The sequence below is a fragment of the Butyrivibrio sp. VCD2006 genome, from assembly GCF_000423925.1.
Classification (GTDB): domain Bacteria; phylum Bacillota; class Clostridia; order Lachnospirales; family Lachnospiraceae; genus Butyrivibrio.
Genome location: NZ_AUIX01000002.1, coordinates 247,167 through 268,981, shown reverse-complemented (window position 1 = coordinate 268,981; position 21,815 = coordinate 247,167). Strand labels below are relative to the sequence as shown.

The following is a 21,815-nucleotide window of genomic DNA, read 5'->3' as shown; positions in this document are numbered from 1 at the left end:
ATAATTCCCCTCATCCGTCACCTTTGGCGACACCTTCCCCCCAAGGGGAAGGCGGATATTGTTGTCAAATTACTGTAAATCACTTGAATAAAATTCTTTTGAAAAGTCGATAAGATAATCAACATCCTGCACTCCTGCAGTCTCATAGGGTGAGTGCATTGCAAGCTGTGCCATACCTATATCCACTGTTCTTAACGCGACCTGTGTTCCTGAAATGTTGCCAAGTGTTGAACCGCCTGCAACATCAGATCTGTTTGTAAAGGTCTGATAAGGAACGCCTGCCTTCTCGCAAACCATCTTGCAAATAGCACCCGATACAGCATCTGTGGTGTATTTCTGATTAGCGTTATACTTGATCACAATACCCTTGTTCATCTGAGGTCTGTTCACGGGGTCGGCTTTTTCCACGTAATTGGGATGAACCGCGTGAGCATTGTCAGCAGATACCATAAAGCTATTTGCTATTGAAACAAGGTAGTCTTCTTTTGTTTTTGAAAAGCTCTCACTGATTCTCTCAAGTGTATCCTTAAGGAAGGTGGAAGCAGCACCCTGTCTTGTAGTGCTTCCCACTTCTTCGTTATCAAATACAACGTGCATTATAACATTCTTTTTGTTCTCAGCACCAATAAAACCTTCGAAGGAGCCATAACAGCATTCAAGGTCATCGAGTCTTCCGGCTGATACGTACTCGTCTGCTGCGCCCCACACTGTGGGCTCTACTCTGTTATACAGGAAAAGATCATGAGAAATGATATCCTTTTCCTTAACTCCTGCTGCCTTTGCAATGAGGGTCATGAACTTATCCTTGCTCTTCTCATCGCCGAAAATAGGAAGCATGTCCTTCTGGGCGTTATACTTATGACCGTCGTTTGCCTCTCTGTCCATATGAATGGCAAGTGAGGGAAGCATCACAAGATTCCTTCCTACATCAACAAGCTTGGAGTCAAATCCGATTGCTCCATCCTTAGAATTCTTTTTTACAATAACTCTTCCTGCTACTGAGAGCGGTCTGTCGAACCAAGGTGCACAAAGCATGCCGCCATATTTTTCGACGTTGAGCGTGACATATGCTCCCGCTGATTCTATCTCAGGGTTCTCCTTTATCTTAAATGACGGAGAATCACTGTGGCTGGCGATCATGTAGAATCCCTTGTAATCATCCTTCGGAAGTTTAAAAGAAATGATTGAGGAACCTCCTCTTGTCACAAAATAGTTCCCGCCCTTTTTAAGTTTCCAGTTTTCATTCTCGGAAAGCTCCGTAAAACCTTCATCGAGAAGTCTTGCTCTTAAGTTGTCGACTGCGTGATATGCCGTCGGGCTCTTCCATATAAAATCCGTTAAGCCTTTTACTGATTTTTTCATAACTCTTTACCTTCTTACTTTCCTGTCCTTATTCTATCCTGAAGTCCTTTATAGAACTCTGACATTCTTTCAGTGTTGAGGCTCTTGCCACCTCGAAGTACAGGTCTCTTGAACCTGAAATTCTTAATATTGATAAGCTGATATTTCTGCCTGATATCAAGTAATTCTGCCGCTTGGGCTATAGCCTTTATAGGCGGCGTTGTCGTGATAGCTTCTTTCGCCTTCAAAGGCATGGATGTGATTGCTTCCTTCGCCTTGGCAGGTGTTGCCGCCGCGGTCATATAGACATCTTCCATTCTCTCATCAAACTGAGTCATTGCACCCTCAACAATATCGAGAAGGTGAACAAGACTTGAAACAGTAAGAACAATATCCGCTGCAAGATAAGCCATGAGCAGAAGCGCTATAACCTCCGCAACCAGAGGATGAATCATCGCCTTTACTGTATCGGCTGCAGGCAGTACAAATCTTGTAACCATGATACCCGCCACGCCAAAGCCGAGAGTTGCCGGGAGACATACACGTCCGTTAATGTTAAGCGGTATGTCATTATATTCCCACCAGACTGCGTGAAATCTTTTTTCAAGAAAATATGATGTTCCATACTCAAGAAAAACACTACCGACTGCACATATCAGGAATATCTTCCAGAGTGGAATCATGTTATAAGGTGTATCTCTGAAAATCGGAAGATATCCAAATACAAGCTCACATGCTACAGAACCTGTCCCATAAATAGGACACAGAGGCCCGAATAAAAATCCTCTGTTTCTCCAGTGTCCCTCTTTGACAGTGCAGTAGATGCACTCATATATCCATCCCACAAAGCTAAATACCATAAATTCAATAAATAGCTTACTAATAAACATAAAATAGCTCCTATATCTTTTTACCGTACTTGCAGATATCCTTGAGACAGCACTTGTCACATGCAGGTCTTCTGGCAACACATACGGCTCTGCCATGCCACACAAATCTGTGGCAAAGGCTGTTTCCTTCCTCAGGAGGAATTATTTTCCAAAGTTCCTTTTCTACCTTGGCCGGGTCCTTTAAGTCATTAACAAGTCCGATCATATTGCACAGTCTTATGCAATGGGTGTCCGTGACAATAGCCGGTTTTCCGAAAACATCACCAAGTACAAGGTTGGCACTTTTCCTGCCAACTCCCGGAAGTGCAAGAAGCTCTTCCATATTATCCGGGACATTGTCGTTATATTTCTCATGCAGCACCTTCATGCACGCACTTATGTCCCTTGCCTTGGATTTGCCAAGGCCGCAGGGACGGACGATTTCCTCTATCTCACTTGGATCTGCAGCTGCAAGAGCCTCGACCGTGGGAAATTTTTCATACAAAAGAGGAGTTGTCTGATCGACTCTGGCATCAGTGCACTGTGCTGCCAGTCTTACACTCACAAGTAGCTGCCATGCCTCACTATAGTCGAGCGTACAGTCCGCATCCGGATATTCTTTTTTCAATCTCTCAATTACTTCAAGGGCAAGTTGTTTTTTCGTCATTAAACACACACCAAAAAGTCCGAAAAGCAAAAGCCTCCCGGACTAATTCTTATTCCCCAACCTGTTCAAGTGCACTGTTCATAAGCTTTAACAGCTCAAGTGCGCTTCTGAAATGAACGTTCTTCTTCTTTTCAGACCACAATATCTGACCCTGCCAGGTACTGTTTTGTCTGAACTTAACCTGTACTAAAAATGTAGCCTTCTCGCCTCTGTATGTTTTAAGGCTTCTTATCGGTTCTCTCTTTCTGATAGAGTTGGGATTGTGATAATCCCTCGTCTTGTCCTTCTGTCCAAAGGTTCTGTAAGAGGTAGTACGCTGCGGAAAGTCCCAGTTGTCATAGAGTCTGTCCATCAGCATTATCATTTCAAAGCCGCTGGCAAACGGAAGCGGATCCTCTTCATAGGGTGTCCATAAAACACCGTTTATATCTCTCTCCGATGCTTCATTGACACATACACAAATTAAATTTTTCCCATAAATACGTGATTCTGAATCAGTCATCTTTTAATTCTCTTGTTCCTTTTTATTTTTAGCGCTGCCATAAAAGCTATTGCAGCGGCAAATATCATTATGTGGCCTTCAATATTAGTCTCATCATCCGTAGATGCCCTTCTGGCTCCAAGAACGGATTCTTTTTGAGGATTGGCAATATCTACTGTAACATCACCTCTTTTGGCACCGAGAACGCTCTGTCCGTCAGCCTGACCAGCGCCTTCTATAGTGGATGCAGGAGTAGGTAAAACAGCTGCATTTCCACCTGAAGCACTACTTGCTGCCGAACTACTGTCAGTCACATGATTTGTGCCTGCAGCATTATTATTTTCAGATTCTGTAGTCTGCGTATTATTAGAGGCCTGTGACTCATTACTGCTACCATTGCCTGAAGAATTATTATTACCTGTCTCATTTATAGCTATATCATCAGGCTTCTTAACCTTAAGAATTCCGGGAACCTTCTCAATATCGTAGTTATCTGCGAGTGTACCTTCATTAAGCTTGTATGTGAAATAATTGTAGCTCTGTCCTACTTCTTTCTGTTTTCCTGTAAACTCGTAGGTCGCGCCTTCCCCTTCAGCAAAGCCGTCACCTGAAACGGTAACGCTGTGCTTCTTGATTGTCTTATTGTGATACTTCTTAGTAAGGCTTGCAGAAGTGAGAATTACATGTCTCTTTTCAATCTCAAATTTGCCGGGCTTAAATTCAAACACAAACTGGTTTGTAACATCATTGCCCTCAGCATCTCTGATTACAGGTGTCCCTGTTATATTAACCGAATACGTCCCGGCGTTTTTACCGGTAGCAGTTGCAGCAATGCCGGTTACCGTAAAGGTCGCATTGCCGATTATTACAGAGAGAACCTGTGAGGCATCTCCGCTTCCGTTTACCCGAAACTCGGAATCACTTCTTCCTTCAAGGACGTATCCTGTGACTGTCTGATCTTTTCCCGAGTACTTGGCCGTAGTGCTCACTGCCTCGACCGTGATGATGTATTTCTGAGCATCAAGTCTCTCAACAACAGTGATCGCGCCGAAGATGTAATTGATATTGTAGTTGTTAAGATCGGTACCCTCTTTTGCAGAGACGATCGTAAACTCATTTATTCCTGTTCCGATGGCTGTTCTGCTGCCTGTAAAGGTGTAATAAGCGCCTTCACCACTGACCCATCCGGTCTCATCTGCCAGTGGAGTCTCTCCATTCTCAAGCGGGTTTCCATCGTATGTTTTTACAAGGTTCATTGACTGTAATGTGACGTCTCTCTTAGTGATGACGTCAGCACTTACAATAAGCGATGCAGGAGTAACCGCTGTTGTCCCATCCGAAGTCACAGTTATTCCTGTTAAATCAGTGATCTCAAAAGTGTTCTGAGATACATTTTTAGCAGTAACGCTTACAGTTGCAGCACCTTCAGCTCCGGAAATACTATAGACTTTTCCATCAGCATCCGCGCCCTCAGTAGCAAGTGTCACCACAAAGCTGTGCTCCTGTCCGTCATAAACGACGGGTGAAGTTGTACCCGTGACATTGATTGCTGAAACGATTACAGGCGAAGCAATCTGCACATCCGGTTGTGCTTCGGATTCTGCAGGTGTTTCTGCTTCTGCAGGCGCTTCAACTTCTGCCGGTGTTTCTGCTTCTGCCGGTGCTTCGACTTCTGCCGGTGTTTCTGCTTCTGTTGGTGCTTCGGCTTCCCTGGGAGAATCCGCAACAATCTCTGTCTGCGTCTCAGAAGCTGTCTCAACTTCCGTCTTCACTTCATCGACCTCAGCACTCACAGGCTCGCTTGCAATCTCTTCCTCCGGAGTTTCAAATTGACTTTCAGAATCCCCAGAAGATACCTCCATTGCACATGCAGGCAAAATGTCTGCCGCACTTGCTGTAACGGTAGCCGTAATGATACTGAGTATCACAGCTGTACTGCTTATTTTTTCTAATATATGCCCCTTCAAAACAAATCCCTCATAAAGAATACAAAAAGCAAAACTAAAACACTTTAATTTTAAAGGTTTTTAGCCCTAAAAGCAACCAAAAAAGCTATTATGAGGTGCTCCGTGACCACAGCAGATTTTTCCTTTCCTTATGGTGTCAAGAAATGGTATATTTGTTAGTACAGCGGTTCATTCTATCAGTAAAAAACGATTATCTATTGAACCCTGTTTCAACTTTATGAGAAATAAGACAGGAGTAATCATGGCAAAAGAAATATGGCAACCCGGAAACATGCTCTATCCCATTCCCGCAGTGATGGTAAGCTGCCAAAGGGAAGGTGAAGTTCCAAATATCATAACAGTTGCATGGGCAGGTAACATCTGCAGTTCTCCGGCCATGCTTTCTATTTCCGTACGAAAAGAGCGCTATTCTTATGACATCATAAAGGAGACAGGTGAATTTGTTGTAAACCTCACAAACAGAAAACTTGTGAAAGCTACTGACTGGTGCGGTGTCAGATCCGGCAGAGATTTTGACAAATTCAAAGAGATGAATCTCACACCTCAGAAGTCAAATAAGATCAGTGCACCCGGAATTCTCGAGAGCCCTGTAAATATAGAGTGCAAGGTAAAGCAGATAGTTGAACTTGGAACTCACGACTTGTTCATCGCAGAGGTAATGTGTGTCGATGTCGATGACAGATATTTGGACGAAAGGAATAGATTCGACCTTAAGAAGGCCGACCTTATCGCATACTCCCACGGCGAGTATTTCTCACTGGGTGAAAAGCTTGGAAAATTCGGCTACAGCGTAGCGAAAAAGAAAGCTTCAGATAAAAAAGTGAAGTCCGCAGCAAAAGCCACTAAAGCTTCAAAAGCATCCAGAACCCAAAAGCAATCCGGATCAAAAAAGGCGCCTACTGCACGAAAAAGCACCAAGACAAACAAACGCAGAAAGTAATCCTTTTTTGGGGGAGGCATATTCAAACAAACTTGCAGCTACTTTATATACTTAAAGTCACAAAAATGTTTGGGGAGATGGTATGACATTTGAATTCACAACGCTTGTGTTTCTAGTAGGTTCACTTATACTTTTTTATCTTGCTACGCCAAAGCTAAGGCCCCTGGTCCTCGCTTTCGTAAGCCTTTTCTATGTGACACATATCAGCGGTTTTGCTGCCGCAGTAATGCTTGCCACTTCAGCTTTTGCTTATATCATTGGCAAAGTTATCCACTCTAATCGAGAAAAAAACAGTAAGCTTTCCCTTGCTCTTACAGTTTTCGGAGTGCTTGTTTGTGCACTGTCTCTTACTGTTTTCAAATTCGGAGATCTCTTAAATGCAAGAGGCAAGCTCCCCGGAAGTCTTTTCTTTCTGGTACTCCCTCTTGGTTTTTCATACTACGTTTTTCAGTCAATCAGCTTCATAGTTGATGTAAAAACAGGAAAAGTTAAGCATTTTCCTTCTCCTGTGGATTTCATTATTTACCAGTCACTTTTCATGAAATTTATCAGCGGACCTATCGAAAGGGCTGAAGACTTCTTTTCACAAAAAGAGTATGTATGTAACAGGAAATTTATAAATGAGGAAAGTCTGACCCTCAGCTTTTCCTACATCCTCTACGGATTTTGTATGAAGCTTATTCTCGCAAACAGATTTGCAAAATATACCGCTATACTTCTTGAGAATCCCGACTTTCATTCAAGAAAAGCACTCCTTTTTGGAAGTCTCATGTATACCCTGCAGATCTACACTGACTTTGCAGGATATTCTTCAATTGCTATCGGTTTCGCATCACTGTTTGGAATAAAACTCACGCAGAATTTCAAAGCGCCTTACACAGCAAAAAGTATGTCTGACTTTTGGCGAAGATGGCACATTTCTCTTAGCAACTGGCTGAAGGATTATATCTACATTCCTCTTGGCGGAAACAGAAAAGGTACTCTGCGGAAGCACTTAAACACCGTGGTGGTTTTCCTTGTCTGCGGACTTTGGCATGGAAATGGTCTTAATTTTGTGGCATGGGGACTAATGCACGGTTTCCTCTCGGTTGCTGATAACCTTTTAGACACATTCCATGTATGGGATGCCAGGGTAATGAAAATAGTCAGAAGGATTCTGGTTTTCTGCAGCGTTTCATTGGCCTGGGTTCTGTTCGGTTCAGGAAGTCTCTCAAGTGCACTTAGATATATAAAGTACATGTTCCTTGGAAACGACATTGATTACAGCTGGACTAAAGAGCTGGAGCTTCTTGAAATGAGCAATTTCCAGCTATATATAATGATCATTGCCGTAATCGTCATGATAGTCATGGATGTATTTTCAAGTGTTAAAAAGCAGGATTTCCCGGTGCTTCTGGCAAACTTATCACTTCCTATAAGACTCCTCTTATTTTACGTTCTGCTTGTACTGCTTCTCGTATACGGTGTTTACGGATCGTCGGAGCAGGTAATCGGATTCATGTATATGGATTTCTGATTTATTTGATTTGTACTATCTGTAAGGTTTGCACCGGCCTAAACTGCTTGTGCTTTTCATAACGAATTTTGAGGTTTTAACCATAATGAAAAAAATACTAACCTATGCAGCGTTTGTCATCCTCTTCATCATCACCATGGTGTTTCTTGACAGACTGCTTTCAGAAAAGTCCATACACGGCATCAATCAGGCAAGGAGCTTCTACGAGCAGCCAAAGGATTCCATTGATGTCCTCATGCTCGGCTCAAGCCATATTCACTGCGATGTGAACACTGCGCTTTTGTGGGAAAACTATGGCATGGCGACATTTGATTTCAGCGCTGCCGAGCAGACCATGTGGCAGACCTATTACTACTTCAGGGAAGCATTGAAAACCCAGAAACCCAAGGTTGCTGTTCTGGATTTTTACTCTGTTGCCCGCTATAAGGATGACTACCAGTACGACTTTTTATATGAGAATCTGCAGGGACTTCGCCCTTCGCTAAACAAGCTTAAGCTCTTTGTGACAAGCTGTGCCATTGGCCGGATGGATGATTACACTCCTGATTTTTTCACCTATCACAACAGATATGAAGAGCTTACAGATGAAGATTTTGCGGCGTTATTTGGAAAGGAAGACCTCGCATCCTTTAAGGGCTACACACCTTACTGCGCAGTTCTCCCCCAGGACAGACCTGTGCTCACCGAAACCATCGCCGATGACCTCACACCTAAGTCAGAAAAATATCTTATGAAGATCATCGACCTAGCAAAGAAAAACGATGTTGAGCTTTTTTTCATAGTCGCACCGTATATCGCAGATGATAAGGACATGCTGACCTACAACAGAATCAGCCAGATTGCTGATGAAAATGGGATTGAATTCATGAACATGAATTTCAATTACGATGACATAGGACTTGATTTTGAAACTGATTTCAATGACTACTCTCACTTAAATTATGAAGGAAGCTGCAAGTTTACAGAGTTTTTTGCCGCTCAGCTTTTTGAGAGATATAGTGACAGAATTGAAGATCACAGAGGTGATGAGCGCTACAGCTCATGGGATGAGAGCATCAAAGTTACGGAAGAAATGATGCTTGATGCAAAGGAAAAGAATTTAGAGAAAAACAAAAATAAATAAACATCCATAATATAAAATTTGGTAGGTATCTTTTTATGAAAAGTACCTACCAAATCTGTTTAATCAGCTATTAATTTAAAAACTTGCCTCAAAATCCTTCTGTAACATGCCAAAATACCTACTAAAATACAGAAACCGGGCATATATTTAAAAGTTGCTTCCGTTCCAGCCCCAGTCTTTTGTAGCAGCATATCTGATATACATGTGATCAGGAGCGATGCCAAGTACTTCGCCATAGATCTTGGTAACCTCAGCTGTCATCTTACTGAATGCAGCAGGGTTTGGATCTCCATAGACATTAACTGCTATAAACGCTGTAGGCTGATCATTTTCGCCTCTGAAATACATGTTGTGCTCATCCTCAATGTCCAGCATGAGCCAGCTCTCACTCTTTCCGGGGATAAGTGCAATCGCCTGTCCGAGTCTCTCCTTAAGCTCTTTTCTCTGCTCGGGAGTTGTCTTTACGCTTACCTTAGAATCAATAAATGGCATATCATTTTCCTCCTTAGTCTCGCTAAAAATCAGTTAAATCGCTCAAAGCTTGTATATTCTATACTAGCCGACCCATGGAGACATTTCAACAAATTACATCTCTCTGTTGTAAAGAGGCTTAACATACTTTTTGTTTCCGCCGATGATAATAAGCGCAGAGCACACTGCCAGTAGTTCAAACGCAAGCAAAACCGCCCTCTCGTCAAAATGCGTAGCCAACGCTCCGGCAAGAAGCTCAGCCACAAGGGTTCCCGATGTGCTAAGCACCTGGAAAGCACCGTTGAATCTTCCTTTTTTCTCATCGGGGACATAGCTCTGGGTCGAAGAAATTCTGATGGTGTAGCTGGTAACTCCGCCTATTCCCACAATAAACGCAAGCTTCATAGCTGTGCCAACAGGAACGTAGAGATATAGTCCCTCAAACACTCCGATAATTACGTACACTCCGATTGCAATGTAGTATTTGAATTTTGTCGGAAGCTTTCTTCTGTAATGAAAATATCCGCCAACAGCTCGTCCGATAAATGCCATTCCAAACACAAGCTGTACAAGATATTCGCCGTTTTCAAAGTTACTCTTATAATAGGGCAGGCATATTACATTTGAAGCACCGCCTGCCATGGCGCTGAAGAAGAAATAGATGGCTACAGCCAGAAGTCCCTTCTCTGACGCAAGATACATAAAGCCCTCTTTTATATCGGTGACCATTCGGCCTAAGCGTCCCATATTTTCTCCTTCGATGCTCTTCTTCTGCTTATCGATATAGTCCTCTTCCTTGCGGATCATGCTTTCCAAGGTCGCTGCAATAATAAAGCATACAGCGTTTACAAACATAAGCGGTGCGATTCCAAAATGGTTATAGAGGAAGGTCGCAACAGGGACCATCATCATCGACATGGTCTCAAGTACGCTGGCTATCGAATACGCCTTGGAATAATTCCCCTCTGTGATCAGAAGCGGATAAAAGCTGTCATATGCAACCATATAAATGCTGGATACAGTTCCCATCGTCAAAGTAAACAGCGCGAAAATAGGGAAACTAAACCACCCTGTAGTCATCATTATTCCCACAAAAAGATACAGTGCACCCATGAAATAATCCAGCGTATATATCATCTTTTTTCTTGAAAATCTATCAAGCAACGCACCTGAAATGATAGGCACAATGAGCTGCGGAACTGTGTATGTCATAAGATATATCGCATACAAAACCGTCGAACCTGTATAGTCCAGAACCATAAGGCTCATGGCAAAACCGGCCATGCTGTTTCCAAACATGGAAACCACCGTGCCAAGTGTAATTATTGTAAAATCCCTGGTCCATAAGGGATTTTTAGTTGTTCTCTCTTCCATGATGTCCTCCAAAAACTGTCATTTAAACTCCCATCCTTCGGGATACTATCAAAATTTACTGTGCTATAAATGCTACAGTTTTTAAGGCTCTCCTTTAATAAATATACTTCTCATAAACTTGTCATCCTTTATTATAGTTTTCCAAACCCGGTAAAGAAAAAATCCGCCTGCGTTACACAGACGGATCCTACAATCTATTAGAGCCACGATAGCATAAATTAACTCATGGCAAGCATATATTATGTCAGTATAAGTTTCATACCGAAATGCTATAGATTGATATGATTCATCATTCCATAAAGCTTAATGTCCGGCAAAATCACGCCACCAAATAAACCTTACGAAAAAACGTAACGCAGATTCAACCCCTCTGGTTGTAATTATGCATCTGAATCAATATCACCTATTACTCATTCCCCTTAACCTCCAAAACTTATACGTTAAAACAAAGCACTATTCCTTTTTATCATCCTAACTAAATATCGTCAACAGTTTTTTCTATCTTATAGTTCATAATAGTCGGCATTTACAAACTTTGTATCACCATATGAGCCGTTATCACTATCTCCAATTTTTCCAAAAAGTGAACCAAATACATTCTTAAGAGTTGAGCTTCCGATCAAAGCAACATCTGTGGAAACCTCTGATAATGCTGCCTTCTGCTGTTCCGAGCAACTGATCTTTGCACAGTCAGTTATCTTAAGCCTTTCGCGGATAAGTGCAGGCGGAACATCAGCACTTATATTAAGCATAGCGACATCTCTTACACTCACACCCTCCGGGTGGTTCTCAAGAGTTTCCCTGTCGATTGTTGCGAATGTCTGGTCTGTGATAGTGTGACCTTCCATAACTACAAGCTGGTCGCATGCGGCATTTATCTCGTTAAACTTATCAACACATTCTCTGTCGATTCTGACCATACCATCAACAACAAGTGTCTTTACTTTCTCCAGTGCAGAAAGGTTCTCCTTCTTGATCACAGTGACACCGGTCACATAAAGCTTATCACCGTAGTTTGTAATCAGTGACTCATTAAGCTCGCAAAGATCCTTTACAATAAGTGCACACTCATCCGGTATCTCCACAATTTTCGCCTCGATGTTCACTATAGGAAGTGCCTTTTCAAGGTGCTCTTTTCTCACATAAAACTTATCTGTATAAAGCTTTACATTCTTCTCCATGAGCTTTCCAAAATCTGTCTCCAAGTCCACATCATAGATGCAGGATGCAGCAAAATAGCCCTTGTTCTCAACTGCCCTAAAGGGAAAATATCTGTCCAGATTGTATCTGTTGTCGAGAAGCACATAATCGTCCGGATAAGCCTTGGTCATACCGTTCATTGAAATCTTATCCATGGGAAGCCTTCCCGCAAGGCTCTTGGGACAAAGTATAACGCCGTTGATGTTGATTTTCTCGAATCTCTTCAGTACCTCATCCGAATTCGGAGCTATCTTGAGAAAACCATTAATGCTAAGAACTGTTCCTTCCTGAACCATCGTTTCAGGACCGATTTCATAAACTCCGTTAATGCTCTGTACATTTTTAACTGTATCACCAAGCTCCACAGTTCTGACCTCATCGGCCTTAATGCTGAAGGGCAGTCTGTGTAGTATGTTCTTGCTTCGCTCATCCACGATCATCTCGTCAGCATTAACGATGATTTCCTCGTATCCCTTGTAGTTGTCTTCATTTATTTTTCTGGCATCACATGTATCACAGTTGATCTTTAATCTCATAATTTTCCCCTTTCATTTTTCAGACGTTTCGCGTGTTTATTCGAGAAGTTCAAGAATGTGTTTTCGCATACCTATTCAAGAAGTTCCCGAGGTGTTTCGTATACTTATTCGAGAAGTTCCCGCAGGTGTTTTCGTGCGTCGTGAAGCTTGCTCCTGACTGTCCCCGGTGGCATTCCTAAAATCTGACTTATTTGCCCCGAGGTCATGTCTTCCAAGTATCTTAGGACAAGCACTTTTCCCTCATCCTTTGGAAGTGAATTAATAAGCTGAATCCACTCGGCCTCTGTATATTCCTGTACAAGCTTTCCGGAATCAGGTGCTTCATCCGTCAGATTTTCATGCTTCTCTTTTCTTGTTTTATCGATGAAAAGATGCTTGATTGTCTGATACATCCACGCTCTCTTCCTGGCATCATCCATGGTTTTGAGCGTATCCTCATTTTTCATCGCCCTGACAAACCCTTCCTGGACAAGCTCCTCAGCCGCATATCGGTCTCCTGTCATGTAGCTGCACCAACGGATCAGTTCATCATTCAGTTTTTCATATAAATCTGAAATTTCCCTGTACATTTAAGTTCCGGCCCAGCTCAGCAGCCCTCTCCTCCACACTTCTTAAAAGCGCAGCGTGGTTATCAGTTCATTCTGTATACCGTTAAATACGCGCTTCTGAATATATAACGTTTGAGATCATGAAAGTGTTGGGAAAAATTATAAATTTTTTATTTCTTCAAATTATTCTTAGCCTCTGCATTATTGCCTGTAATCATTGAAAGCTTCTCACAGCCTTCCATCTCACTGCAATCACCGCAGGTTTCATAGCCTTTTCCCATTGCACACTGTCTTATAGGACAGAGCTTATCGCAAAACGGTGTCTTAGCTCCTGCAACGCGGCAGCCCGTGCAGTTGATCATCTCAGGAGTGATTTCAACCTGGTTGAGTTCAGTCCACTCCTTTGCAACCTTGCTTCGCAGCTCGTCATCACTTTCAAGAGTTGCTTTGCGGGCTTCACAGGCCCCGCAGTCCAGTCCACAATACGCTATCAGTTCTTTCATCATAAGCCTCCTACCATAAAATTATAAAGTTTTTCCTTCTAAAAATAATTGCATTCTCAATCATTTTCTTGCGAAACCCGCAGCCAATACGGATTCCTATTTTGACATTCAAGATATCATACAAAATAAAGACTATGCGCATTTACACTAAAGTCACTTAGTTTTACACAGGTTTACTTTTCCAGCAGGACTTAAGTTCCTCCGCCAAAGCACGTAATTCCAATATAGAAGCTTCGATCGCATCTTCATATATCACCGGTCTGACCAATGCCGCAAATTTCCTCAGTTTCCGAAAGAAGGCTGATAAGCTCCTTTTTGAATATTTCAATTTTTTCTTCAATGTTCATCATGACCTCTCTCAGTTTTCTTTATTAAAGTAATCAATGCAATTATCAAAATGTAAATAGCTGACAAAACGACGTAGAACCATATGTCAACCTGCAAAAAGCAATACAGGAAATTAAAACAGAAATGGATCACTATGCCATAAATCAGGTTGTCATTCTTTTCCATAAAATAGTTCATGATAAAGCAAAGTCCCGTCATTACAATGACATTGGACAAGACATAGGGTATCATCTGGATTCCCATGTAATCAGAATCCACAAACCAGAGTACTGTATGCCAGAATGCCCATATAACTCCCTGGATCACAGATGCTTTAAAAAAGGTGTACTTTTCATTAAGGTGCGGACGAAGGTACCCTCTCCAGCCGGATTCCTCTCCTGTAGGTCCTGTTGTTATTGAGAAAAGAAATGATGCCCAGAATGGATAAGCTCCAAGGCTCCAGTATTCGGCATATGGTTTTCCCTGAAGCAAGGACAGTATAAGCACCGTTATAAGTGTCGCGCAGAGAGTTATAATTGCTGCAGCTGCGAGAGTCACAAAGCTGACTCTTCCGCCAAAGGCTTTTTTGTAAAAGCCTACGATTGTCTGACCTTTGCAAAAATATTTGAATCCTGCAAGCAGCACAAATGTCGGTGCCCATGCGCAGACATTCGACAAAATCCTCATTACAACCGGCGGACAGTGAAACACCATACTCGCCGTTCCGCAAAGTCCCAGCACCATAAACCAGAACACAATATAGCTCAGGGCTACATACCTTTTTACTTGCTTTTCCATTCGATCCCTCCTTACCGACAGATTGTCGGTTGAATTATCAAATAATTGGGACCTACCTTTTTGCCTGTAAGTCCCACTTGTTACCTGACTCTATAATACATATTTGGTTTTTGTGCTCCTCTCGTTACACTTATAAGGTGTGATTATGCACGGATGTTGTCTTTACCTAGAAAAATTGCAGCAGTGTTTTTTCAAGACTTCCTGACTTTGCTCCAAGCATTTTTTCCATATTATAAATGAATGCTTTGCCCTTTTGTTTCTTCTGCCTCGGTGTGAGATTTTCATTATCATCGAAGGCGATATTCCCATATACCATGATCATCTCAGCAGCTTCGTTTGGATACTTTGTGTCAAAGATGCCACTCTCGTTTCCTTCAATAATCAGTTGGGTGATAAGTGGGACAACACCATTTATCAGGCGTTCCTGCATCTTTTGATGTAAAAGAGCATTCTGAGGCTTATGCATCTGCTCCATTACTGCTTCTTTACCGCTACTTTTTGCTTGCAGGCAACCAAGCACACCTGTGAGCCTCTCAAGGATGGGACGACTACTGTCTTTTACAATGCCTTTGGCGCTGTTTATCCCCTCTCTGGTCATCCTGTCAACTATCGCATCCAGGATTTCTTCCTTTGAACCAAAGTGATGGTACAGCGTCCCTCGAGCGATGCCGATCCTGGCTATGATATCGTTTGTGCTCGCGTTATCATACCCCTTTTCAGCAAAAAGCTCCTCAGCGACATCCAGTATTTCGTTTTTTCTTTCCTCGGCAGTTTTTACAATTCTCATAGCTTTATCAAATCAGACGCATATCAAATGCCTTTTTTGAATCCCCGTCAAATCCTTTGTTTTCGTAAAACCGATGGGCCTCCGTTCGCGATTTACCGCTTTGAAGAATAGCTTTATAGCAGCCTTTTTCTCTCGCGAAAGATATTGCCATATCAATAACTTTTGAGGCCAATCCCTGATTCCTGTAATCCTTATCTGTTACTACATTTTCAATAAAACAGATACCATGATTGTTTCTTGTAAGGTTCGGTATGTATACTGCAAAGCAAGTAGATACCACCTTACCATTATCAATCGCTCCAAAATACTGAATATCCGAATTATTCTCAATTTCCTGCCAGATGATTTGACTGTTTTCTACAGACGAAAAGTCATCATCCGGTTGAAGCTGTTTGTATAATTCAAGAAGTGACTGTAGATCCTGCCCTGCCAATTTTCTAAATTCCATTTCAGTCCCCATCATTTCAATGACATAATATAAATCTGGCAAGGATTAAGCTCATCCCAAAGGAGCGGGAAGACCTCAAGCTCCTTGAAGCCAAGACTTTGATAAAATCTGTTCGTTGCATCATAGTCATCGTAATGACCCATCTCAACAGTTTTCACCTGCATGAATTCGTAACCGCTTTCAATCGCAATCCTGCGGACCTCCTCAAACAACGCGCGTCCCATTCCGCTGCGATGATATTCCATAAGAACGCCCATGACAGCGATTTCAACTGTGGCCTTGCCGGTCTCCTTAAGGCATAGAAAGCCTGCTGCCTTTTTGCCGGTAGTTGTTATATACGGAGCATTATCATTTGTAGCAGATGTATTGTCTGAGCCTGACTCGGTAATATCAACCTCAGCTGCAACCATTATCTCTTCAACGCTCTCAGCAATGTAGTTCTCTCTTGATTCAGGAACCCCGAACCAATCAGGAAGCGCCTCAAGTACATGGCGCACGATAGCTTTCTTCTCATCAGCATCTGTGATTTTTCTTAAACTAAAATCCATACAATATCCCCCATATCTATATAATTTCTCATTTCCCACAAGAAAACACTATACACTTGGCATAATGAGCCTGCTTCTTTTTTATAATTTTCACAGCTCAGTTACATCTTGTTTTTATCCTAATTGCCACATCTTAGGTACATCTCACTTCATCCAATTTCCGCATCTTAGATACATCTCACTTCATCCAAAACTTCACTCATCAAAGTACTTCACTACTTCATCCAAACTCTTCAGAACGACCTCAGCAAGTTCTTTCATCTCATCGTCTGCGGGACGAAGGTCAGGCACCATTATTGGACGAAGTCCGCCGGCATTTGCTGATCTTATTCCGTTATAAGAGTCCTCTATAGCGTAGGCATTTTCTGGCTTCACTCCAATCTTCTCGCAGGCAAGAAGGAAAATCTCAGGATGCGGCTTACTGTGCGTAACCATGTCACCTGTTACAATCTCATCAAAATAGTCGAGGATTCCTGCATCTCTAAGCTCGTTAACTACAGTCTGCTTCTTAGTTGATGACGCCAGGGCAATCTTTTTTCCCTGATACTGCAGATAGTCAAGAAGTGCATGAACACCGCTCTTCATAGGGAGCTTGCCGCCATCATATTTTTCATGGAACATTACTGAAGCTTCCTTTGCGAAAGTATCATAAGGGAAATCCTCGCCATAGGCCTCCATCATTATCTCTCTTGTTCTCTGATTGGTTGTGCCGGTGCAGGCAAGAAACGGCTCTTCAAGATTCTCAATGTTATACTTTTTAGCCAGCTCCAGCCAGCAATCCATCGTTGCTCTCTCGGAGTCGAAAATAACTCCGTCCATGTCAAAAACTACAGCATCAAAATTTTTCATACTAATCCTCCTCAAAGGTAGACCCTAATGATCTCCTCATGCAATCTCTATTAGGCGCATCACTTTTTCGGAATCTCAATAATTCCGGAGCAATATGTAATCTGCTTAAAGCTTACCTGCGGAAACTCTTTTCTAAGTTCCTCTGCAACGCAGTAAATCTCTTCATCATCCCAGTCATCACCCTCGGACTGAGCGCACTTTTCAAGCTCCGTTCTGGTCTCAAAGGCAACGTCACCTATGAGAATCTTGCCACCATCATTCAAGTGAGCCATAAGCTCATTCAGGAATACCACTTTCTGCTCATTATTTAGATGATGTATCGAGTAAGTCGCCGTGATGAAATCATAGGTGTTGTGAGTCAGCGGCTCCGCAAGACCTTTCGAAAAATCGCCCTGATAGAGCTGTGCACCGGGCATCTTTTTTGAAGCAAGCTCAATCATTCTCTCCGAAAAATCCTGTCCATAGACCGTGCATCCATTTTCGTAGAGCTTGGTAGTAAGAGTTCCCGTACCGAATCCTATGTCGAGCACTGTGGCATTTTTCTTTTGCATTATCTCGGAGAAAATCCCACCAAGTACGTCTTTATATCCGGCGAATGGATAGCTGTTATCCTCCTCTGACAGACCTACTTCCTTGTCATATTCATCTGCCCACAAATTAAAACCTTTATTATCTAACATTTATCCTCCCAACAATTCGAGTGCAATTAATCGGCTTTTTATACGTAATAGCCAATCCTCGCCTCACAATATAAAACAAACTAAATTATATCATGTTTTGCTCATTATTCCGCTACTAATATGTCACGATCACTAATAAAGATAGTGCTCTATCATAAGTTTTATTGTACGGGAACTGAGCGGATGCTGAGAAGTCTCGAATGTCATGATCATATTTTCTCCCTGAAAATATCCACTATGTGCATAATCAGCAATCTTCGGAACATTCCTGTTTACATAACCCTCATCATCCATTCTTCCAAAATGCTCCCAAAATATCTCTTTTCTTGTCCTAACATTGAGGCACATGAAATCAGGTCTGACATTTCCTATACTTTTAAGCTTGATCGGATACTCATATCTGAACGGTATTCCTGCTTTTTCCAACGCATTTGCTATCATCAGTTCTGATTTTGATCTTACCCAAATTCCATTATCCGAACAGAACTCTGCTGCGCCATCCTTGAATCCCATAGGTTCATACTCTACTTCTTTCCATCTTTTTACAAACTGCTCATCTGTTTCAATTATTGGGACTACAAGCTTTTTCCTGCCTTCTGCCATGTTTTTGAATATCATTTCTATTTCTGAAATATCATCCTGCATTGAGAGGCTCTCGAGATTCTTTTTGATTTGCTTTAATTTAGCATTGACCTTCTGATCATAGTCTCTCTGAGCTATTTTCTTTAACGTGGCTATCTCACTTACCTTGGCATATCTTCGTTTTTTAGAAGCTTTATCTATCCAGTAATATTGATCACTTCCATTGCCCCTCTTGCATGTTATAATCCTCTGATCCGGAAGATCTTTTAGTTTGGCTAAACGCCTATCAGACTTGACAATTAACTGGTTTACTTCCTTTAATTGGTTGCCGATTTTTTCTTTATAATTCTCCATATCCTATACTTCATTCCTTTAATTCATTACTTTTATTGTTTTTCTTCTATTTTCGTTTTTGTTCTTGATAGGAATTACACGTCTTTTACTATTTCCCTTTATTTGCCGTGTATTCCTTGTATCCTGCTATGATCTTGACTTGCTCATGGATACACGTCTTTTTATAATTTTTCATCATATGCCGTGTATCCCTTGTATCACGCTACGCTCATGACCTGCTCATGGATACACGTCCTTTTATAATTTTTCATCATATGCCGTGTATTCCTTGCATTAACCTAAGCTCTTGACCTGCTCATGAATACACGTCCTTTTATAATTTTCCGTCATATGCCGTGTATCCCTTGCATCAACCTAAGCTCATGAACTGCTCATGGATACACGTCTTTTTACAATTTCCTGCTTTTGTCGTGCAATCCTAGCTCTCTACCCGCTTAATTCAGTATCCTGATCAAATCCCAATCAAATCCTTCCCAAATTAAATTATCAGGTATTGATTTCACGTCACAAACCAACAGATTTCTTCACAAACCGACCTACTTTCTTCACAAACCAACTTTCTTCTCCACAAACCAACGGACTTTAACAAGCCAGCAGACTATAAGTCAGTTCACTTCACTACAAACCAGCAGAATATTACGCACACTATCTGCATGACATTACAGATTAGCGCACAAATAACAGCAAGGTTTATGCGTACACAACAGCATAAGTAAAATAGCAAACCAAGGCTCCTTCTCCCCTAATCAACCTAGCAGCCATAGTTCACAAATAATGGAAATTCACGACGAAATCAAACTTCATATGTCGTATTGAATAAATCAAGAATGCCTTAAAGGCTAACGAACACTATATTATCAAATCCAAGAATTGTCAACAAAAGATTAAATTGTGATAACCCCAAACAAGCCTTCAAAAAATCCCCCTTTCACAAGATATCCAGTACAGAAGTGCATTCCATAAAAATAGGAATTTCTTATTAAATAAAAAGAGCCCTGACTTTCGCAGTATTAGTGAAAGCCAGGGCTCTTCTTCATAAGTGTTACATGAACACAAATTAAATTCTGCTCTTCACCTTAGAGTTAATCTCCTCATAAAGAGAATCCATCAGCTTCTTGGTCTCAGCGATGATGTCTTCCTTCTTAACGGAAAGCTGTACGCTCTTGTCTCTTGTGCAAAGCTCGATCTCACCATTTGCGAGGGCCTTGGGTCCAACGATCACACGAACGGGAACACCAAGGAGGTCAGCATCAGCAAACATTACACCTGCGCGGACATCTCTGTCATCATAGAGGACGTCTACCCCCATGTTTGTAAGCTCTTCGTAGATCTTATCAGCAGCTTCTCTGCAGGCATCATCGTCTCTTCTCATGCAGCAAACGTGTACCTTCCAGGGAGCAACAGTGATGGGCCAGATAGGTCCCTTTTCATCGTGACTTGCTTCCATGATACTTGCTGCAAGACGTCCAACGCCGATACCGTAGCAACCCATGATAGGAGTCTTGGATGTTCCATCTTCATCTGTATAAGTCATTTCCATGCTCTTTGAGTACTTTGTACCAAGCTGGAAAATGTTACCAACCTCAATACCACGGCTGATTCTGATTGTCTTCTTACCGCAGCAGGGGCAGATATCGCCATCACGGATCTTGCTGACATCAACGTATTCAACATCTCCGATATCTCTCTTAATGTTGAGGCCTGTGTAGTGGTAGTCAGTCTCGTTACCACCGCAGCAAAGGTTCTCAATTCCCTCAAGTGACTTATCGTAAATTATCCTGCACTTAGCATTCTGCTGATAAGGTCCACAGTAACCTGCAACAAGACCGCAGTCCTCAGTGATCTCGCCGGGGTGAACCTCCTCGTGAAGATAGTTAGTGAGCTTTGTCTCGTTTACTTCATAGTCACCGCGAATGAACACTACTACGAACTCATCTGTAGCATTGATCTGGTAAACAACTGCCTTGCAGGATTCCTCAACCTTGCTGTGAAGGAATGCACAAACCTCTTCGATGGTCTTGCAGCCGGGAGTGTGAACCTTCTTAAGCTCAGCAGCGGGTGTGCATCCGGAATTGTCAACTGTAGTGTCGGCAGCTTCCATGTTTGCGCTGTATCCGCAGTCATCGCAAAGAACGATTGAGTCCTCACCTGCATCTGTAAGAAGCATATACTCGTGAGATACGCTACCGCCGATCATACCTGAGTCAGACTTAACTGAGATAACATCAGGAACACCTGCGCGCTCGAAAATTCTGTCATAAGCTCTTGCCATTCTGTCGTAGTACTGCTCAAGGTCTTCCTGAGAAGTGTGGAAGGAATAAGCATCCTTCATAGTGAACTCGCGCACTCTGATAAGACCTGCTCTCGGACGAGCTTCATCACGATACTTTGTCTGAATCTGGAAAATTGAAAACGGATAGTTTGCATAGGTGCTGCCATACTCTCTTGCAAGATGAACAGCTGCTTCCTCATGAGTCATACCAAGTACCATGGGTGTATCATTACGATCCTTGAATCTAAGGAGCTCCTCACCGACACTTGTATAGCGTCCTGACTCCTCCCAAAGTGAACCGGGAAGAACTACAGGAAACATTACTTCCTGACAGTCTACAGCATCCATTTCCTCTCTTAAGATTTTCTCAATGTTCTGAGTAACCTTTTTCATGGGAGTGTAAAGTGAAAAAATACCGTTTGATACACGCTTTACATAACCGCCACGAAGACTGAAGGCGTGGCTGTCGATTACGCAGTAAGCGGGCTTTTCCTTAAATCTCACTCCTACTAATTTGCTAAGTTTCATAATACATAGCTCCTTTCGAAATAATAATGAGGTTATGTATGCTAAGGATTATCAAATTAAGCAAGCATATTGATAATTGAATCTGCATGACTCTGCTTTTCACGCA

Annotated in this window: 21 protein-coding genes; 3 read left to right on the top strand and 18 right to left on the bottom strand. The window is 42.1% G+C overall.

Annotated features, from left to right (window positions below):
* Positions 1 to 69: 69 nt before the first annotated feature.
* From G586_RS0102710 to G586_RS0102690, 5 genes are read right to left on the bottom strand one after another with little or no spacing between them, the layout of a single operon-like run.
* Positions 70 to 1,362 carry a M18 family aminopeptidase gene (locus G586_RS0102710; protein ID WP_026526459.1) on the bottom strand — a complete coding sequence of 431 codons (1,293 nt, stop codon included), beginning with the start codon at positions 1,360 to 1,362 and terminating at the stop codon, positions 70 to 72.
* Positions 1,363 to 1,376: 14 nt separating this feature from the next.
* Positions 1,377 to 2,231 carry a putative ABC transporter permease gene (locus G586_RS21550; protein WP_051204448.1) on the bottom strand — a complete coding sequence of 285 codons (855 nt, stop codon included), beginning with the start codon at positions 2,229 to 2,231 and terminating at the stop codon, positions 1,377 to 1,379.
* Positions 2,232 to 2,241: 10 nt separating this feature from the next.
* Positions 2,242 to 2,877 carry an endonuclease III domain-containing protein gene (locus G586_RS0102700; RefSeq protein WP_026526458.1) on the bottom strand — a complete coding sequence of 212 codons (636 nt, stop codon included), beginning with the start codon at positions 2,875 to 2,877 and terminating at the stop codon, positions 2,242 to 2,244.
* 49 nt (positions 2,878 to 2,926) lie between these two features.
* Positions 2,927 to 3,379, bottom strand: coding sequence for a hypothetical protein (locus G586_RS0102695; protein WP_026526457.1), 453 nt, complete (start codon positions 3,377 to 3,379; stop codon positions 2,927 to 2,929).
* A complete protein-coding gene (locus G586_RS0102690) occupies positions 3,376 to 5,286 on the bottom strand; it encodes a hypothetical protein (protein ID WP_207640715.1) in 1,911 nt (636 codons plus the stop codon). The genes G586_RS0102695 and G586_RS0102690 overlap by 4 nt, the downstream gene beginning before the upstream one ends.
* 280 nt (positions 5,287 to 5,566) lie before the next feature.
* Between G586_RS0102690 and G586_RS21545 the strand changes: the two genes are divergently transcribed.
* The 3 genes from G586_RS21545 to G586_RS0102675 all read left to right on the top strand — a co-directional run bounded on the left by G586_RS21545 (position 5,567) and on the right by G586_RS0102675 (position 8,904).
* On the top strand, positions 5,567 to 6,265 hold the full coding sequence (locus tag G586_RS21545; protein WP_051204455.1) for a flavin reductase family protein: 699 nt from the start codon (positions 5,567 to 5,569) through the stop codon (positions 6,263 to 6,265).
* Between the two features lie 82 nt (positions 6,266 to 6,347).
* Complete coding sequence (locus tag G586_RS0102680; RefSeq protein ID WP_026526455.1) at positions 6,348 to 7,781, top strand: MBOAT family O-acyltransferase; 1,434 nt, start codon at positions 6,348 to 6,350, stop codon at positions 7,779 to 7,781.
* 85 nt (positions 7,782 to 7,866) lie between these two features.
* The gene (locus G586_RS0102675) at positions 7,867 to 8,904 is read left to right on the top strand and encodes a hypothetical protein (RefSeq protein ID WP_026526454.1); all 1,038 of its coding nucleotides are present in this window, start codon (positions 7,867 to 7,869) and stop codon (positions 8,902 to 8,904) included.
* Positions 8,905 to 9,051: 147 nt separating this feature from the next.
* Here G586_RS0102675 and G586_RS0102670 read toward each other — a convergent pair whose 3' ends face one another.
* The 13 genes from G586_RS0102670 to G586_RS0102605 form a co-directional block, all read right to left on the bottom strand.
* A complete protein-coding gene (locus G586_RS0102670; RefSeq protein WP_026526453.1) occupies positions 9,052 to 9,396 on the bottom strand; it encodes a phenylpyruvate tautomerase MIF-related protein in 345 nt (114 codons plus the stop codon).
* Between the two features lie 93 nt (positions 9,397 to 9,489).
* Complete coding sequence (locus G586_RS0102665) at positions 9,490 to 10,749, bottom strand: MFS transporter (RefSeq protein ID WP_026526452.1); 1,260 nt, start codon at positions 10,747 to 10,749, stop codon at positions 9,490 to 9,492.
* A gap of 503 nt (positions 10,750 to 11,252) precedes the next feature.
* Positions 11,253 to 12,485 carry a hypothetical protein gene (locus tag G586_RS0102660; protein ID WP_026526451.1) on the bottom strand — a complete coding sequence of 411 codons (1,233 nt, stop codon included), beginning with the start codon at positions 12,483 to 12,485 and terminating at the stop codon, positions 11,253 to 11,255.
* A 104-nt stretch (positions 12,486 to 12,589) separates the two neighbouring features.
* Entirely contained in the window at positions 12,590 to 13,054 is a 465-nt protein-coding gene (locus G586_RS0102655) for an RNA polymerase sigma factor (protein ID WP_026526450.1), read from the bottom strand.
* 149 nt (positions 13,055 to 13,203) lie between these two features.
* Positions 13,204 to 13,536 carry a DUF3795 domain-containing protein gene (locus G586_RS0102650; RefSeq protein WP_026526449.1) on the bottom strand — a complete coding sequence of 111 codons (333 nt, stop codon included), beginning with the start codon at positions 13,534 to 13,536 and terminating at the stop codon, positions 13,204 to 13,206.
* A 336-nt stretch (positions 13,537 to 13,872) separates the two neighbouring features.
* Complete coding sequence (locus G586_RS0102640; protein ID WP_035772209.1) at positions 13,873 to 14,661, bottom strand: CPBP family intramembrane glutamic endopeptidase; 789 nt, start codon at positions 14,659 to 14,661, stop codon at positions 13,873 to 13,875.
* A 166-nt stretch (positions 14,662 to 14,827) separates the two neighbouring features.
* Positions 14,828 to 15,448: a TetR/AcrR family transcriptional regulator gene (locus G586_RS0102635; protein WP_026526447.1), complete on the bottom strand. Its 621-nt coding sequence runs from the start codon at positions 15,446 to 15,448 to the stop codon at positions 14,828 to 14,830.
* 7 nt (positions 15,449 to 15,455) lie between these two features.
* The gene (locus G586_RS0102630) at positions 15,456 to 15,896 is read right to left on the bottom strand and encodes a GNAT family N-acetyltransferase (RefSeq protein ID WP_026526446.1); all 441 of its coding nucleotides are present in this window, start codon (positions 15,894 to 15,896) and stop codon (positions 15,456 to 15,458) included.
* Between the two features lie 11 nt (positions 15,897 to 15,907).
* Positions 15,908 to 16,444 (bottom strand): GNAT family N-acetyltransferase, encoded by a 537-nt coding sequence (locus G586_RS0102625; RefSeq protein WP_026526445.1) that lies wholly within the window; start codon positions 16,442 to 16,444, stop codon positions 15,908 to 15,910.
* Between the two features lie 195 nt (positions 16,445 to 16,639).
* On the bottom strand, positions 16,640 to 17,293 hold the full coding sequence (locus G586_RS0102620) for an HAD family hydrolase (protein ID WP_026526444.1): 654 nt from the start codon (positions 17,291 to 17,293) through the stop codon (positions 16,640 to 16,642).
* Positions 17,294 to 17,352: 59 nt separating this feature from the next.
* Positions 17,353 to 17,973, bottom strand: coding sequence for a class I SAM-dependent methyltransferase (locus G586_RS0102615; RefSeq protein ID WP_026526443.1), 621 nt, complete (start codon positions 17,971 to 17,973; stop codon positions 17,353 to 17,355).
* A 132-nt stretch (positions 17,974 to 18,105) separates the two neighbouring features.
* Positions 18,106 to 18,909 carry a hypothetical protein gene (locus G586_RS24555; RefSeq protein ID WP_051204446.1) on the bottom strand — a complete coding sequence of 268 codons (804 nt, stop codon included), beginning with the start codon at positions 18,907 to 18,909 and terminating at the stop codon, positions 18,106 to 18,108.
* Between the two features lie 1,057 nt (positions 18,910 to 19,966).
* Positions 19,967 to 21,709 (bottom strand): proline--tRNA ligase, encoded by a 1,743-nt coding sequence (locus G586_RS0102605; RefSeq protein WP_026526442.1) that lies wholly within the window; start codon positions 21,707 to 21,709, stop codon positions 19,967 to 19,969.
* Positions 21,710 to 21,815 lie beyond the last annotated feature (106 nt).